Below are 17,829 nucleotides of genomic sequence, written 5' to 3'. Positions count from 1 at the left end.
TACAGATTGCTTACCTTCAGGGTTTAGACCTTAAACCATCACTTCTAAACCAAACCTATGACCAAAACAAAAGAGCTGCTCCGGCCAGTTATGCTGCTGCTGGCACTCTGCCTCTGCGCCTTCCAAAGTATGGCGCAGCAGGTAAACGAAGACTCGCTTTATATCCGGCAGAACTATGAGAAGGCAGAGTACCAGATACCGATGCGCGACGGAAAAAAGCTGTTTACGGTGGTGTACTCGCCAAAGGAGAAAGGCAAGAAATACCCGATCCTGATGAACCGCACGCCTTACTCGGTGGGGCCTTACGGAGAAGGTTACAAGACCAGCCTCGGCCCTAGCCCTACCCTGCTACGCGAAGGCTATATTTTTGTGTACCAGGATGTGCGCGGCACCTACATGTCGGATGGTGAGTTTGTGAACATGACGCCGCATTTGGCCAAAAAGAAAGGCAAAAAGGATGTGGACGAGAGCACCGACACCTACGACACCGTGGACTGGCTGGTGAAAAAGCTGGATAACGACAATGGCCGCGTAGGCCAGTGGGGCATCTCCTACCCGGGCTTCTACGCCGCCGCCGGGCTCATGAGCAATCACCCTGCCCTGAAAGCTGTGTCGCCGCAGGCCCCGATTGCCGATTGGTTCTGGGATGATTTCCACCATAACGGGGCTTTCTTCCTGCCGCACGCTTTTAACTTCCTGGCCAGCTTCGGCCTGCCGCGCCCCGAGCCTACTACGCAGCGCAACCCGCGCTTCGACCACGGCACCCCGGACGGCTATGAGTTCTTCATGCGGATGGGTCCGCTCAAAAACGCTAACGAAAAGTACTTGAAAGGCAACGTGGCCTTCTGGAACGATATGGTGGAACACCCGAACTATGATGAATTCTGGCAAGCCCGCAACCTGCTGCCACATCTTAAAAACATCAAAGGCCCGGCCGTGATGACGGTGGGCGGCTGGTACGATGCCGAGGACCTGTACGGCCCGTTGAAGATTTACCAGACTATCGAAAAGAACAACCCAAAACTGACGAACATGATCGTGATGGGCCCTTGGGTACACGGCGGCTGGGCCCGCACCGACGGCACCAGCCTGGGTAATGTATACTTTGGGCAGAAAAACTCGCCCTGGTACCAGCAGGAGGTAGAGGCAAAGTTCTTTAACCACTACCTGAAAAACGATGCTAAGCAGCCGGTAAAACTGCCGGAGGCTATTATGTTTGAAGGCGGCAACAACAAATGGCGCGAGTTTGAAGTATGGCCGCCGAAGCAGGCGCAGGAGCGCACCTTATACTTCCACGAAGATGGCAAACTGAGCTTTGAGGCTCCTAAGGCAGGCGCGGCAGAAGCCAGTGAGTACATCTCCGACCCGGCCAAGCCAGTACCTTTTACAGAAGCAGTTGCCACCGGCATGACGCGCGAGTATATGACCGATGACCAGCGCTTTGCCAGTCGCCGCCCCGACGTGCTTACCTTCCAGACGGACGTACTGACGGAGGACCTGACATTGGCAGGCGAGATTCTGGCCCAGCTAAAAGTTGCCACCACCGGCTCCGATGCCGACTGGGTAGTAAAACTGGTTGACGTGTATCCCGACACGGCGCAGGCCAACCCTCATCAGCCCGGTAAGAAGATGGGTGGATACCAGGCCATGGTGCGCAGCGAGGTGTTCCGCGGCCGTTTCCGTAACAGCTTTGAGAAGCCGGAGGCATTTACGCCAAACCAGGTAACGCCGGTAAACGTGGAGCTGCAGGACGTGCTGTATACATTTAAGAAAGGCCACCGCGTGATGGTGCAGATCCAAAGCACCTGGTTCCCGCTCGTAGACCGCAACCCGCAAAAGTACGTGGACAACATTTTTGAGGCCGATGAGGATGACTTCATCAAGGCCACGCACAAAGTATACCACTCGCCGCAGCACCCCACTAGCCTAAAAGTTAAAGTATTGTAAAGTATACTTGTGGAAGTATAAAGTATGAGCCCGCAGCATTTCGGATGCAGCGGGCTCATTTTGTTTTAAAGTATAAGTTGCTGATTTACCCGTTGTAGGGACAGGTCGCGCCCAATGCCGTTACCTTAAGAAAAAAGCTCTTCCAGACATCTCAATCTGGAAGTCAATGCCAACGGACATCCTTGTCCCTGTAACCTTAAACGCGTACAAGGATGTCCTCAGCAACTAATGTTCTGGACAAACATATCCGAAACAGCAACAACTTATTAACCAAAACCCTTAAGTTGAAGGCATTGGGTCCCGACATGTCCCTACAAACATTTTCACCTACTTCTATAAATGCAAAAAGCCGGGCAAGATACCCGGCTCTTTTTCTTTAAACCCTATTACTCTATTTCTTCAAAAGCTTGAAATTGTTGGCGATGCCATTCATTTCGGTGCGTACGAAATAGATACCTTTTGGCAGTGATTGCCATAAAACTATTTTCTCAGTAGAACGACCTTTGCTTACAGTGAACTGCTCTGTCAGCACTGATCTGCCCATGGCATCCAGCACCTGCACGTTCAGTTTACCGGCTTGGTCTGCATTTAGTTCCAAGCTCACCTCGCTCTCAAACGGGTTCGGGAAAGCCTTCAGGCTATAGCTGCTCACTTCACCGAAGCTTACCGCCTTGGTAGTGAAGTACTCGAATTTACCATCCATATCTATCTGCTTCAGGCGGTAATAGCGGGTGCCATACTTACCGTTTTCAGTGTCTTTATAAGTATAAACCTGCTTCAGCACAGTGTTGCCATTCTTGGTCGGCACGAAGTCCAGCTTTCTGAAGTTGAAGCCGTCCTGCGACACCTGCACCTCGAAGCCCGTGTTGTCTCGCTCAGAGGCTGTGGCCCACTCCAGCAGCACGTTGTTGCCCTGCTTGGCCGCGTTGAAGTAGATGATCTCTACTGGGAGGGGGGTGAAAGTTTCGGAAGAAATTCTTAAAGTTGCTGGTCTATAGCACAGGCCTTGGCTAGGAGTAATTTCGCATCTCAGAGTAAATTTATCTTCTGGAGCAGTAAACGTTACCTCATTATAAGTTTCCGCGCCGACAGTAAATGTGGTTCCACTACCAAGTGCAGTAGCCTCTCCACTTTCTGAAATTCTAAACCAAGAAATTCCATAAGCATGACCTCTATCTTGGATATCGGAAGTTACACGATAAGTTACCTGCTTATTCTTTTCTACACTAGGACTCATTAAGTCTATAAAACCATTTGAGGTTAACTCTTCCTGCACCTCAATATAAATTGAGTTTGACGTTGCAGTACAGTTGTTGCTATTTTTAACAATTACCTTATAGTTCCCAGTGGCCACAGGAATAAAGTTAAATCTTGTTTCTCCGGAAAGAGCTTGGTCACCATTGTACCACTGGTAACTATAACCTGTTCCTGTTGGAACCGATAGTTCTGTGCGTGTCTGTGTAGTTGAAGGACAGTATGAAACGGGACCAATAACTGTCATATTCGCCGATGGTGTAGGTAGTACTGCTGCTGTTACTTCTCTTCTGTTACTTTCACAGCCTTCTGCTGTAACTGCAGACACATAGTATTTAGTATTTACATCAAGTGTTGGAGTTGTATATGTTGCACCTACTACCGTTATAGTTTGGGTAGTAGAGGATGTGTACCAGCGGTAAGTGCCGTTACTTGGACCACCTGAAGCTGTCATAGTTACTGCGCTTGGGCTACATGCTGGTGCAGACATAGTAACTGTAGGCAGAGCAATTGAGCTTACATTACATGCCGTTCTAGTGATAATTATATCATCAACATACATGTAAGATTTGTTAGCTGTTGGAGCGTGCAACCTAAAACCTACAAATAAGCTTTGTGAAGCAGAAGTCATTATACTACCCTTGAAAGTCGCTGAAAAAGGATTGGAAGGATAAGTATTTGCTGTTACAGATATATTCGCATGCTCATTTCTTATAGCGGGAAGTGCAGTAAAATCCTCTGAACTTGTAAGGAAGGTTATAGTGGCTTGTGAGGCGGCAGTTTCATTCGCAACTCTTGCAGCTCCCCTTGCTTTTAAGGTTATAGTATAAAGATATCCTTTTTCAAATACAATGGGAGTTGTTAGTTTAATTATTCCATCATATTTAGCATTGTTATTCGGGTCAGCCTCAATATAAGCTGCCATATTTCCATTATCATCTGCAGTATTAAATACTTTGGTATTATCACCTTTCCCTATAAAGCTAAATTGAGAAGCAGATGCAGTACTAAAGTCTATTTTAGCAACCTCTGTCTGCGCAACCGCAGAACTACCGCTGAAAACAGCAAACAGCAGCAAAGCCCAGAACAAGCAGGCAGAATGAGTAAAGGTTCGTTTCATAAAAAAGGGGTTTAAAGGGTTTTGGTTGTATTTGGTTCGGTTATTAACTGCCCACTATACATCTGTACATTTAAGGCAATAGGGTCCCACCCACGCTTTTGGGCGTGCTATTTTAAATCAGGATATCACCATACTTAGAAGCTACCTGGCCGGAGAACCTTGGGTTAGGATTCCACACTTCTTTGTTGCACCAGTTTGCTACTGCTGGTAGCTCCTGTCTACCTAAAAATTTTACCTATTATTTACAGAAATAGTCTATTAGACAAGACAAGTATAAAGCAAAAAAGTGATAGGATATATATAGAGGAGGGGAAATTTTTAATTATACAAATCAATAATTGCACTATATTTTACCTAAACCCAAATAAAGCTTCATAAATAAACAATGTAATTATTCCATACTTTTAAAGCTAAAATCAATATACTTTATATAAAATATACCTATACTTACACAAATCAACAGCCTATGTTAAATTGCATCAAAAAATTTTAAAATAAATGCAAAAGAGCCGGGTAAAATACCCGGCTCTTTCAGCTTTAAACCCTATTAAATTCAGTTACTCTTTCAGCAGCTTTAGTTGATGCATCTTACCATCCAGGTAAACCCGGATGAAGTAAACACCGTGCGGCAGGTCACCATTCATGTTGAGGTAAATGGTGTTGAAGCCTTCTTCCACCTTAACAGTGCGCTCCATTATCTGGCGACCAATGGCGTTGGCCATACTTATATGCACCTCTCCACTGTTCTCAGCTGCAACATCCAGCGTCAGGTTAGTAGAGAACGGGTTCGGGAAGGCTTTTACCTTGCTGGCCACCTCCGTAAAGGTTACCGCCTTGGTAGTGAAGTACTCGAACTTGCCATCTTCATCTATCTGCTTCAGGCGGTAATAACGTGTACCACGCTTACCGTTCTCCTTGTCTGTGTACTGGTATACTTGTTTCAGCACGGTGTTACCGTTCTTGGTCGGCACAAAGTCCAGCTTCCTGAAGTTAAAGCCGTCCTGCGACACCTGCACCTCAAAGCCGGTGTTGTTCTGCTCAGAGGCAGTGGCCCACTCCAGCAGCACGTTATTGCCCTGCTTGGCCGCGTTGAAGTAGATGATCTCTACTGGTAGCGGAACTACTGGTGTTGTACTATAAATACCCAGGTAATCTGTATAACAAGCACTTGGGTCTGCTGTCACTTCCACTCGTACTGCAAAATCACCGCCTGGTACGGAATCGATCGTTAAAACTGGCCCTTCAACTCCAGGCACTACCTGCCAGTTAGCTTCTATGCCATCCCCAATGTACCAAGTATAAGTCTCAGCGGTGTTATCATCGCCAAAGGTGGTGCTGGCTGTAAATCTCGCATACTGCCCTGTCTCGAGTTGCTGTTCGGTAATCACCTCACCACTTTCATTTGTAATGATGATATCGCCGAGTGGTTCTACACGCTCTGTCATGGTTACAGTCGCCTGCCCTACAGTGTTGGTACAGCCTGTAGTAGTGTTGGTCGCCCGGATGTTGTATGTACCGGCAACAACAGGCCCAAGATCAATTTGCCCACCATTACCATTAGCAGCACTACCAACTGGCTGGTTGGATGCGTTGATGAGCTGGTATGATACACCAGACTGCGTACCGGCCAATGTTACCAATGCGCCCGAGTTTGGGAACTCAACCGTAGGGCTACAGTAGCTGCCACCTGTAGCTGTAATAGCAGCCGGTAGCGGGTTAGTAGTTATGGTCACTGTATTTAGCATGTTCTGCGGACAGCTTGCCACGGCTGGCTGAGTTCCGGTTGGCGTAGCCACTACAGAGTAGGTACCCGCAGTGTAGCTATTTGGGAAGTTGAATGCTCCTGAGGCAGTTCTGTTTATACTTATAAGTGCCGTACTACTTCCGCTTCTATAGAGGCTGTAGGTAACCCCCGCCTGAGAGTTAGACATACCTATCACTGTTCCTGACCCACCTGCGCAATAAGCGGTTCCGTTTGGTGCAGTTACATTGTACGCTAGTGGCACAGGTGTGATGTTTAGCTGCAAGTCTTGCGAAGCAACCATTGGCGGACATGCCCCGCTCACTTCCACGTAGTACAAACCTGCATCTGTCGCTGTTGTGTTAGCTATGCTTAGGTTAGCTGAGGTTGCTCCGGATATTCTACCACCGTTGCTTAAAGCAGTTCCGGCTGTAGAAGAGTTACCAGGACGCTTGTACCACTGGTAGGCAAGCCCCGTACCTGTTGCATTTACAGAGAGTGTTGCTACACTGCCCACACAAGCCGCGTTCACGGTAGTACCTGTAATGGCAGGCACAACATTCACGTTCATGGTTACGACTGCGGAATTTGTACCGCTCGCGCACTTACTACCTGCCGCCAAGCTTCCTCCGTCTACATCTGAAGTAAACCTAATAGCTACCACATCTCCCTGCTTAAACCCGCCAGCCGGACCAGTTGTAGTCCACTGCAGCGCAGCAGCGTTTCCGGTACCATAGCTTGAAGTATACTGTGTTACACCGTTCACTTGCCACTGCAGCACCAGGTTAATAGAGTTCCAGAAAGGGAAAGCTGAGTTAAGTGTGGCTGTAAATGTAACCGACTCGCCAGGGCAGATCGGGTTTTTACTTGCCGCTAAGGTCATGTCATAATTATACAGCTGCGATGTATAAGTTCTGCTAGACAATGTGTTATTGAGGTTAGGCCCGCAAGAGCTTGTGCCGGAGCTTACTTTCACAGCATAGTAATCCAGGGAAGACAAACCGGCATTACTGAAAGTAATTTGGTTTTTACCAATTTCATTTTGCTGGTTCTTTGTCCACTGGTAAGTAAGGCCGCTGGTTATCCTCTCTCCATTTGCACCTAAAGTGATAATCGGGTTAAAGTAGCGGAAAGCAAACTGCTTAACGATATCCGAAGTACCTGCAGGGAAAGGATAGGCTGGGTTAGATACAGGTAACTCCGTTGTACCAATCAACCTGCCGCTTTCATCTACAGGGTCACCGTTCGCATTGGTCAGGTATGGGTAAATGATAGACTGAGCATCACGAACCACCCACGCTTCATGGTCCACATTATCGCCCTGGCAGAACGGCTTAGGATTAGAAATTACAACCACCCTATACTGCGACTCGCGCACCGTTACCGTTTTAGATACGGAGTTAGTACAGCCATTGCCGTTTGTAACGGTGTAGGTGATTGTTTTCTGTCCTGCGCCTGCAGTACATGGGTTGAACGTATTACCACTTACACCAGAGCCGGAGAAAGTACCCCCGCCTGGCGAGCCTGCCAGTGTTATGTTACCTCCCCCTGTGTAGATGATCTGCCCATCAGTTACTCCTGTAAAGCCAGGAGTTGGCAGAGGGTTAACAGTAACTTTTACGGATGCAGATGGAAGATCATTACAAGTACCTGAGCTTACCACTCTTCTAAAATATGTAGTGGTTGTTAAGGCCCCCGGCTGGTAGTTTACTCCAGTGCTTGAGTTTGGCCCGGTAGCATTTACCCATGTTGAGTTGTTAGTGCTCTGCTGCCACTGGTAAGTATAAGAGCCTGTGCCACCGGTCGGCGTACTGCCGGTAAGCTGTGTTGGCGTGCCTTGTGCACAAATGGTCTGGGCACCGGTTATGGTATTGCTAGTAATCACCGGGGTTACAGTCACCGCCACAGGCGCGCTTATACTTGCGCACTGTCCGCCATCAACAACGCGTCTGTAATAAGTAGTTGTGATAGTAGAAACAGTTGTAGTTGGTGGTGTATAGCTCGCCGAAGTGGCCCCTCCAATATTAGTAAACGTGCCTGTAGCGCTGCTGCTGCTCTGCCACTGGTAGCCATACGGCGTGCTGCCGCCGCTCAGGCTGGTGCCGCTTGCCTGTCCTAAGGCTGCTTTAGCCCCACCGGAGCAAACAGTCTGGTCGCCGGAGATTTGGTTCCCTGCTATTGGAGCATTAACCGTAACAGCCACCATGTTACTTATATCGGAGCAGTTCTGGGAGGTAACTACACGGCGATAGTGCATTGTGCCCACAGTTGCTGTGGATGGTGTATAGCTGATCAGGTTACTTGTACCCGCAGCAATAGTCCAGGAGCCTGTGCCATTCGGGCTCTGCTCCCAACGATACGTCTTCGCTGATATGCCACCTGTTACTGTACCACCTAGTGAGGAGGCCGTGGCGCCCTGGCAGTAAGTGGTGGTTCCGGAAATGCTGTTTGTAGTAATAGCAGGCGTTACGGTTACGCCAATCACATTGCTAATATTACCCTGGCATTCACCGGAAGTAACCAGGCGTCTGTAGTATACAGTGCCTCCAGTTGCTGTAGGTGGTGTGTAAGTAGCAGCAGTTGCACTCGGAATATTACTGAAAGTACCGCCTGCACTTGAACTGCTCTGCCACTGATAAGTATAACTGCCCGTGCCACCAGCCACTGCACCACCTAGCGCTGTAGCTGGTTCATCTTCACAGTAGTTTTGTGTACCCGCAATGTTGTTTGTGGTGATGCTTGGTGTTACCGTTACAGCAAACGCAGCACTGATGCTTTCGCACTCTCCCGAGGTAACGGTGCGTCTGTAGTACATGGTGCCGCCGGTTGCCGTGGTTGGCTTGTAGCTAGCCTGGTTATTAGTACCGGCTGCCGATCCCCAAGTGGAGTTATTGGCACTCTGCTCCCATGTATAAGTATAACTTCCGTTTCCTCCGCTGAGTGTGCCGGAGCTTAACGCTGTGGCAACAGCCCCCTGGCAATAGGCATTAGTACCTGTAATGGTGTTGCCCGCGATCAGCGGTTGCACTGTCAGCGTAACCTGATCACTTGCAGGGTCACAGGATGCAGCTGCGTTAGTAGCTCTGAGCGTAATGTTAGAACTGATGACGCTTGTTACAGCAGAAGCAGGTACACTCACTGTAACAGTAGAGGTTGTTACCCCGGTTGATGGGTTTGGAACATCGTTTCTGTCGCCAATCGAGAAGTTGCTGTTGCTCGATGTCCAGACAGCTGTACCTCCCGAGAAAGTACCAGTTACCGTAAAGGTTGTGGCACCACTTGCAGCACGGCACTGGGTTTCGGCACTTGAGGTTATATCTGCTGTTGGCTGAGGCAGCACAGTTACCTGAATAGACTGAGATGTTTTAAAGCAATCGCTTACAGTTCCTTCTGAAACATCGCTTACCTTCACACGATAGTAACCGGAAGTTTCAGCGAGGTAACTATCAGCTGTTACAGGCACTCCAGCAATAGGCGTGAAATCAACATTATTGGAGCTAGACTCCCACACATACTCATAGGTTTGGCCTGAAGGGGCAGAGTTAGCGCTGATTTGCACGCTGCCTCCCTGGCAGAAAGTCGTAGTACCTGCTGTGATAGTAGCCTCGTTTGGCAGTTTTGCCACAATAACAGAAACAGGCTCTGATGTTAGGGCACAGCCTTTATCTGTGGTAATGGTAACATAGTAGCTACCAGAATCTTCTGCGCGGTAAGTGCTGGCTGACCCTACAGGAGTACCGGCGCTGGCATCAAACCACTCATATGTATAGCCTGTTTTATTCTCGGCCACGAGATCCACATAGTTGCCATCGCAGAACTCAGTCGGGCCTGTAGGGGTAATGGCCACATTCGGAAGCGGGTTAACAGTAACGGTAACAGTTTGCGCCACCGACTCACAGCCATTGGTTGTGCCATAAACAGTGTAGGTGGTTGTGGTAGTTGGGTTAGCAATTACAGATGCACCTGTGGTAGCGCTGAGCCCTGCTGCTGGCTCCCAACGGTAAGTGGTAGCCCCATTAGCAGTCAGCTCCACACTTTCGCCGAAGCATATTTCTGTATCTGGCGTTACTGACACCACCGGCTGCGGCTTAACAGTTATAGTTCTTGTAGCTGTACTCTCACAATCGTTGCCATCAGAATAAGTATAGGTAATAGTGTAAGTACCATCACCACCAGCAGCCACAGGATCAAACACACCGTTTGTTACACCTGGGCCAGAGTAAGTACCACCTGCTGGCAAGCCACCTGTTAGTGTGATTGGGGCATCGCTCTCGCATATAGCACTAAGAGGCGCCAGCGTAACAGTTGGCAGCGGATCCACGGTCAGCACCACATCATCAGATGCCTGGCATCCTGCAGGGGTCTCTGCGGTAAATCGTAGTGTTGCATTGGCGCTGGATACATTTACCTGGGTTGTAAGCGAAGTTGGAGAAACGATAGTAGCCGTACCGCTTATCACACTCCAGGTACCAGCCGCTCCGGCAGATGGGGTACCGGTTACTGAAAACGAAGTAGAAGCCCCCTGAGAACACAGGCTCTGATCAGCTCCTGCATTAGCTGTTGGCAATGGTGCTATGGTAACCTCAACGTCTGCTGTAGCCTCGCAACCTTGCTGGTTGGTAACTACTACAGTATAGGTACCTTCATTCGCTTCGGTAGCATCTGCAATTACAGGGTTCTGCACGGAGGAGGTAAAGCCGTCAGGACCTGTCCAGGCATACGTATAGCTGGCAGCTCCTGTAACCCTTAACTCTATCTGATTTCCGATACAAACCGGCTCTACGTCATCAGCCTCAATAATCAGCTCAGGATATACTGTTACAAGTACCTGATCTGATACTGCACATGCTGCGTTTCCGTTTGTAACTGTGAGTGTGTAGGTTTCAAATCTTGCAGTTTGTGTGCTGTTTGTAAGCGTTATGGTTGGGTTCGGATCATTAGGGTCAGACAAGCCTTCTACCGGAGACCACTGGTATGTATAACCCGGAACAGCCGGATCACCGGAACCGAGCGTGGCCGAGGTGCCTGTACAGAATTGTACTCCCTCTGCAGGGCCAGCAGTGATGCCAGTAGGATATGGGGTTACAGTTACATCAATATCGGATGGTGGGCCAGCTACACCGCAGGCATTTACAGCCTCAACCGAAATATTTACGGTAGAGGCCGTATTACCAAATCTAACGGTAATCTCGTTCGTAGTCCCTCCGGATTCGATAGTTGCCCCAGGGCCTACCGTCCAGTTATATGCCGCTGCACCTGCTGCCACGGAGTAAGTAATGCCTTGCGCACCCTCACAAACCTCTGTTTCACCTGCTATGTCTCCTGCTGCAATTACCGGATGGATGACAAAGTCTTCGGCATTGGAGGTGCCGCCAGCTGGGGTTGGGTTGAACACGGTAACGCTTAACGTTTGGGCAGTGCTGACATCAGATGCCTGCAAATTAGCTGTAAGCGATGTTGAGTTGACGAAAGTAGTAGGTCTGTCTGCTCCATCGATTCTTACTACTGAGCCGCGGACAAAGTTTGTACCTGTCACCGTGATTTGACTAATGCCACTACCTACCGATATACATGGCAGGGCACTGGAAACAGTAGGCAGCAAATTGTTTACAACAAATGCGTTACTTGATGCTTGCATGGTCTGATTAACAGAATATGTAGCAAGCAATTGGAAGTTACCACCCTCATCAATTCTGATATTGTTAAATATAGCCACTCCGTTTACCAGAGAGGCTGTAGCGCCGGAAGCTGGAGAAATAAGGGCAGAGGTCGGTGTACCAGAAAGCGCAACTCCTACTGAGCCTGTGGCATTAGTTACAGTGTTGCCAAACTGATCTACCACAGCTACACTAGGCGCAGGCGAGATTGCTGCACCAACATTTACTAAAGATGGCTGCTGCCTGAAAGCTATAGTTCTAGCTGCACCATAGGTTTGCGAAAGACTAGCAATGTCCTTTGGCAATCCAACGACAGAACTAGTACCTCCGGATACTGTAGCTGATAGCACGACAGTGCCTGAACCGGGGAGACTAGCTCCATTAGTTGCCTGAACCTCAACTCCAGTTATTGTAACCTTATCTCGATGATTTATTTTATCGACTGTAAACGGAATCGTTATACTTGTCGATGTATAGACAATATTAGAATTGTTGATTGCAACATTAATATTCGCATTACCTGTACTAACACCGTTAACAACTGTTCCATTCACACCTGATTGCTTGAATACCCAACCAGTTGGAGCTGTTAGAGTAAGACTCCCACTCAAATTGAAGTCATCATCGGCACCTTCCAGAATTACAATGTCTCCTAATGGAGTAAAAACCCCATTTACTGGAAACTTAGAATTAGCAGCATTATCTGCTGAAACACTAAAGTAAGTTGGAACAGCACCTCCATTAACTGTCACTCCGACAGCGGCATAAACATAAACAGCAGCCGCCAGCACAGCTACTACTGCAAGGGTTGAAATGAGAACGCGCCGCGCCTGTACTGCCTGCGCAATCAATTGGGTAAAACTTTGTTTCATAAAATTAGGGGATAAGGTTTGGGTTTAAGGCTGTGTAGCTTTGGCCTTGGGTGATTAACTAGGTCAGGTGGATCGAAAGACTGGTTACTTTACAGTAGGGCAAAACATGGCTGGGCAATAGGTTTATTAGCTGCATTTTAAAGCTAAAACCATATTGCAGATGGGCTAATTAACATTAGCCGGTATCGTAAGGCTGTAGGAGCGCGTTAAAAGAATTGTCCTGTGGCTACTTCATACTAGCTAAGCCTCATGGAGCACCACGCCTACTATGAAAAGCTGAATCTATAGTCATAAGTGTTCTATTTCTATAGTTTATTTTACTATTTAAAGAACTTATACCTTGATAACTATATTTTGTTACACCTAAAACCTAATATTTATTACATAAATTATATATAAAGTTTTAAAATTGCACAGGCTTTAGCAGCCTCTAACACATTGCTTTTTAACTATATAATGCATTTTGCACACTAAAGCAGCATATTCAATTATTCGCACAGATTATAATTGCACTAAAACATCAAGCGTTACAACTCATATTTTTGGGCTTCAGCAAGCAGGGGCAATAAACTATTCAACTTTTAGCGTAAATCAGCTCCTGATTTATACTTGGTGAGTGTTAACAATTTAGAAGTGTAGCTACTGTAGAAAAGGGTAAAAAAAGTATAAGCATGGCTAACAGACTCACCAAACATTCAATTATAATTGAAAATCAACAACTTACCCCGAACAAATAGCTGGGTGCGACTCCAGAAAAGCTTGTACTGTTTGCGGTCTTATTAAACTGATAGCCCCTGTACTGTTTCATGGTATTTTATACTTGCAAAAGCCTCGGCAAAACAGGAAATTGCAGGTACAACCAAACATCTAACCTATTCTTCACCTTTACTCATGAAAAACCTACGCGTACTTGCTGTAGCGGCTATGCTGGGCCTTGGCCCCGTAGCAGTGGCGCAAAAAATCGAGACACCGCTCTCCTACTACCTGCCGGCTGAGGCGTCCTACAATAGCAATATACCAACACCTAAAGACATATTGGGCTACAACGTAGGGGAGTGGCACGCCAGTCACGATCAACTGGTTATGTTTATGCGCGAGATGGCCAGCCTCTCCGACCGTATTAGCCTAACAGAATATGGCCGCACCCATGAGAACCGCCCTTTGTACCTGCTCACTATCACTTCTCCTAAAAACCACCAGAACATTGAGCAGCTAAAGAAGCAGCACGTGCAGCTTACAAACCCTGCCGAGTCTGGAAAACTGAATCTCAAGGATATGCCGGCCGTGGTGTGGATGGGCTACAGCGTGCATGGCAATGAGCCGAGCGGCAGCAACGCCTCTTTACTGGCGGTGTACCACCTGGCAGCAGCACAGGGGCCGGAGATAGAGAAGCTGCTGGAGGAGACGATTATACTTTTAGATCCGTCTATTAACCCGGACGGCATGAACCGCTTTGCCAGCTGGGTAAACTCTCACCGCAGCAAAAACCTGATCACCGACAATAACAGCGCTGAGTTCGACGAAGCGTGGCCCCGCGGACGCACCAACCATTACTGGTTCGACCTTAACCGCGACTGGCTGCCGCTGCAGCACCCTGAGTCGCGGGGCAGGCTGGCGAAGTTCCACGAGTGGAAGCCGAACGTGCTGACGGATCACCACGAGATGGGCACCAATGCTACATTCTTCTTTCAGCCGGGTATCCCGAGCCGCAACAACCCGCTCACGCCGGAGAGTAACTTTAAACTGACACAGAAAATCGGCACTTACCACGCCAAAGCGCTGGATAAGATCGGCTCCTTTTATTACACCGAGGAGAGCTACGACGATTTTTACTACGGCAAAGGCTCTACCTACCCCGACGTAAACGGAGCCGTGGGCATACTTTTCGAACAGGCCAGTTCCCGCGGCCATGCGCAGGAAAGCGTGAACGGCGTACTGACATTTCCGTTTACTATCCGAAACCAGTTTACCACCACCCTCTCTACCCTTGAGGCGGCCCAGGCTATGCGCGAGGAGCTGCTGGCGCACCAGCGGGATTTCTACAAAAACTCCCTGAACGAGGCGAAGAAGGCTAAAACCAAAGCCTATGTGTTCGGCTCGGAGATGGATAAGGCAAGGGCGTACCACCTGGCGGAGATCATCAGGCAGCACCAGATAGAAGTATACCGTCCGAAGGAAAGCTTCAAGGTCGACAATGTTACCTATACCCCTGAAAACGCCTACATAATCCCGACCGAGCAGCCGCAGCACCGGCTGATTGAGGCGATGTTTGAGAAGCGCACCACGTTTCAGGACAGCCTGTTTTACGACATCTCCGCCTGGACCTTCCCGCTGGCCTTCGACCTGGAGCATGCCGCTCTTTCCTCCCGAAACTTTAAAAGCGGCCAGCTGGGGCAAAAGGTAGATAGCCTGGCATTCCCCGAAGGTGAGGTAGTAGGCGGCAAAAGTGACTACGCCTATACGTTTGAGTGGCACGGCTACTATGCCCCACGCGCCCTGAACCAGCTGATGGACCGTGGCATTGTGACGCGCGTGGCCACCGATAAATTCAGTACAGCCGATGGGAAACAGTACGACTACGGTACCATCCTGATTCCGGTGACCGGGCAAAATATAAATGCCGATGAGCTGCACCAGCTGTTGCAGGAAGTGGCGCAGAAAAATGCCCTGAAAGTATATGCCATGAACACCGGTTTCACGCCGCAAGGTATAAAACTGGGAAGCCCGATGATGCGGAGCCTGGAGCAGCCGCGCGTGATGATGCTGATGGGTGATGGCGTGAACAGCTACGACGCCGGAGAGGCCTGGCACCTGATGGACGACCGCTTCGGCATGCGCCCGGTCCTGATCAAAACCAACGACTTTAACCGCGCCGACCTGAGCAAGTATAATGTGCTGGTGATGGCAGAAGGCTCCTACAGCAACATCTCCAAAGAAAAGCTGCGCAGCTGGGTACAGCAGGGCGGCACCGTGATTGGTATGGGTGGCGCGGCTAAATGGCTAGCTGATAATGGTATCGGCAATATTAAGTTTAAGGAAGTAAAACCTGACACTGCCGCACAGAAACCGTACGCTGACATTGCCAATTCAGAAGGTGCCCAGGTAATCGGAGGAGCCATTTTCGAGACAACCCTGGACCTGACGCATCCGCTGGCTTATGGTTATACCGATAAGAAGCTGCCTATTTTCCGCAGCAACACCTTGTTTATGGAGCGCTCCAAGAGCCCCTACGCCAACCCGGTGATGTATACATCTAATCCGCTCATGGCGGGTTACATATCCAGTCCGAACCTTCAGAAGGTGAAAAACACCGCTGCGGTGGATGTATCTACTTTGGGGGCAGGCAAGGTAATCGCAATGCCGGATAATCCGAACTTCCGCGCGTTCTGGTACGGCACCAACAAGCTGTTCCTGAACAGCATCTTCTTTGGCCAAATCATCAGCGGCAGCTCCGCCCGCGCTGATGAGGACGCACATTAGGGAAAGTATAGGCATGAATTATTAGTTAGAAGAAGCCGCCCATACTTTGGGCGGCTTCTTCTGTTGTAGTGGTGTTTTGCAGTGCCGGGTCCAACCACCCCTGCCCCTCAGAGCTACGCTCGCTACCTTCGAACTCGCGTTCTCGGTAGTCCAAAGAGGGGAATTTCTGTTATTACTAGTTTTAAAGTATAAGCTCCATAGCTTCGGCCATTCCGGGTCATCCACCTGCCCCCTTCGAAGGGGGACTTAGGGCTACTACTTATCACCCTGTACTTACTTTGTAGCAAAGGAGGTAGCTATCGAAAACTGATCCCAGTCCTTGGGTTGAGCGCCTATGCGAGTTTTTCCGGTGCCGCAGGCAGCCCGAGGCACGAGGGCAGGAAAAGCTCCCAGCGCGATGCCCGAGGACGAGCCCTCCCGGGCTTGAGGGAGCCAAAGCCAGAAACGCAACTTTAGGTTCGTAAGACTGAGGATAAACTGCTGCTAGAAAGAATAGCTTGTTTCTAGTTGCATACTTCAGTAGCTAGGAGATATATCCAAGCAAGTACGGCTTTTCAAGCCGCTCGGATTGCAAATCCGATAGTATAGCAAAGCACGGGTTGCAAACCCGCGCCAGCAAAGGGGTATAGCTTGATAGCTTGGCTCCAGTTGTAGAAAGCAGTGATGAATAAAGGCACAAGCGGACGCTTGCGCCAGAAGTAGCCAGCATAAATGGAATAAAAGTATAAAACAGGAGAGCCAGCGCACTTGCGCTGGCTCTCCTGTTTTATACTTTAAAATCATACTTACGGCATCCGGAACCCAAGCACAATCTCATGAGAGCCGGCGCTGTAGTGGCGCATCTTCGACACCGTGATATCATACGTATAGCTCAGCCGGAACTGCTCCTTAAACTGAACACCCACCAAGCCAACCACGGCATCCTGCGTTCTGTAGGAAATTCCGGCCCACACCATATCATCGTAAACCGTTTTTCTGCGTTTGGTGAAGTGATACTCGCCTCTTACGTTAAAGTCCGCCTGTATCGGGGCCGGGTTCACATATTTTATCAGCGCTGAAGGCGTTACGGTGATGTTTCGGTTTACATCAAAGTTATACCCACCGGACACAAACAGGTGCCTGGAAAGACGGGCCGGGTCTTCGACCTCCCTGTTCTTGTTGATCTTATTTCCCAGCACCTGGAACAGCGATGCCCCCACAAAAAACTCCTCGGAGTGAAGGTATGTCCCCACGCTCAGGTCCGGCATAAAGGCATTTATACTTCCTTGCTGCGTTACCGGGTCGCGTTCGTTGGAGCCATCCGCCAGGTGGATCTTATTCTCGTCGAACCGGTACTGCTGCACTCCTCCAAACACGCCTGACGACAGGTACAGGCTCCTGTTGATGGGCACATGGTAGGCGTAAGAGAGCAGTACTCCGGTTTGCGTGATCGGTCCCGTCTGGTCTGAGTAAATATAGCCGCCAGCGCCGTGGTAAGGCCTTGCCATCCGCTTCCCGATTGTGCGCTTAAACAAGGCTGTCTCGGCACTTACATAAAAAGTTTTAGGAGCACCTTCAAAGCCCGTCCATTGGTTGCGGTAACCTGCCTTAAAGTTCCAGTCCTTCTCAACGCCGGCCACGGCCGGGTTGAGAAGATAGTAATTGGTCATGTACTGGCTGTAAAGCGCCTTCTGCTGTGCCACAGCTACCGAACCTACGAGCAGAAAGCAAAAAAGTAAAATGTAATTCTTCATAACACGTGTTGTTAGGTAAATGGCC

The 17,829-nt window shown here is 49.1% G+C and carries 6 protein-coding genes; 2 read left to right on the top strand and 4 right to left on the bottom strand.

Translation table 11 applies throughout. From position 1 onward, the window contains the following. Positions 1–57: 57 nt before the first annotated feature. Positions 58–1,947: a CocE/NonD family hydrolase gene (locus tag OO017_RS03140; RefSeq protein ID WP_266050973.1), complete on the top strand. Its 1,890-nt coding sequence runs from the start codon at positions 58–60 to the stop codon at positions 1,945–1,947. Positions 1,948–2,338: 391 nt separating this feature from the next. Here OO017_RS03140 and OO017_RS03135 read toward each other — a convergent pair whose 3' ends face one another. Together OO017_RS03135 and OO017_RS03130 are read right to left on the bottom strand one after the other, a co-directional pair. Further along, on the bottom strand, positions 2,339–4,321 hold the full coding sequence (locus OO017_RS03135; protein ID WP_266050972.1) for an Ig-like domain-containing protein: 1,983 nt from the start codon (positions 4,319–4,321) through the stop codon (positions 2,339–2,341). Between the two features lie 557 nt (positions 4,322–4,878). Next, positions 4,879–11,700, bottom strand: a complete 6,822-nt coding sequence (locus OO017_RS03130) for a DUF8696 domain-containing protein (RefSeq protein ID WP_500797065.1) — start codon at positions 11,698–11,700, stop codon at positions 4,879–4,881. 1,782 nt (positions 11,701–13,482) lie between these two features. Between OO017_RS03130 and OO017_RS03125 the strand changes: the two genes are divergently transcribed. Continuing rightward, positions 13,483–16,071 carry a M14 metallopeptidase family protein gene (locus OO017_RS03125; RefSeq protein ID WP_266050970.1) on the top strand — a complete coding sequence of 863 codons (2,589 nt, stop codon included), beginning with the start codon at positions 13,483–13,485 and terminating at the stop codon, positions 16,069–16,071. Positions 16,072–16,096: 25 nt separating this feature from the next. Here OO017_RS03125 and OO017_RS03120 read toward each other — a convergent pair whose 3' ends face one another. Together OO017_RS03120 and OO017_RS03115 are read right to left on the bottom strand one after the other, a co-directional pair. Then, positions 16,097–16,225, bottom strand: a complete 129-nt coding sequence (locus OO017_RS03120) for a hypothetical protein (protein WP_266050969.1) — start codon at positions 16,223–16,225, stop codon at positions 16,097–16,099. A gap of 631 nt (positions 16,226–16,856) precedes the next feature. After that, entirely contained in the window at positions 16,857–17,804 is a 948-nt protein-coding gene (locus OO017_RS03115; RefSeq protein ID WP_266050968.1) for a PorP/SprF family type IX secretion system membrane protein, read from the bottom strand. Between the last annotated feature and the right edge of the window lie 25 nt (positions 17,805–17,829).

The sequence above is a fragment of the Pontibacter anaerobius genome, from assembly GCF_026241195.1.
Taxonomy (GTDB): domain Bacteria; phylum Bacteroidota; class Bacteroidia; order Cytophagales; family Hymenobacteraceae; genus Pontibacter; species Pontibacter anaerobius.
Note: the sequence above shows the minus strand (reverse complement) of the source record. Positions and strands in the feature narration are given on the sequence as shown.

What these genes read in the sequence shown, in the direction of transcription:
- OO017_RS03140 (WP_266050973.1), top strand. Translation starts at nt 58, where the DNA reads ATGACCAAAACAAAAGAGCTGCTCCGGCCAGTTATGCTGCTGCTGGCA.
- OO017_RS03125 (WP_266050970.1), top strand. Translation starts at nt 13,483, where the DNA reads ATGAAAAACCTACGCGTACTTGCTGTAGCGGCTATGCTGGGCCTTGGC.
- OO017_RS03115 (WP_266050968.1), bottom strand. Translation starts at nt 17,804, where the DNA reads ATGAAGAATTACATTTTACTTTTTTGCTTTCTGCTCGTAGGTTCGGTA.
- OO017_RS03130 (WP_500797065.1), bottom strand. Translation starts at nt 11,700, where the DNA reads ATGCAAGCATCAAGTAACGCATTTGTTGTAAACAATTTGCTGCCTACT.
- OO017_RS03135 (WP_266050972.1), bottom strand. Translation starts at nt 4,321, where the DNA reads ATGAAACGAACCTTTACTCATTCTGCCTGCTTGTTCTGGGCTTTGCTG.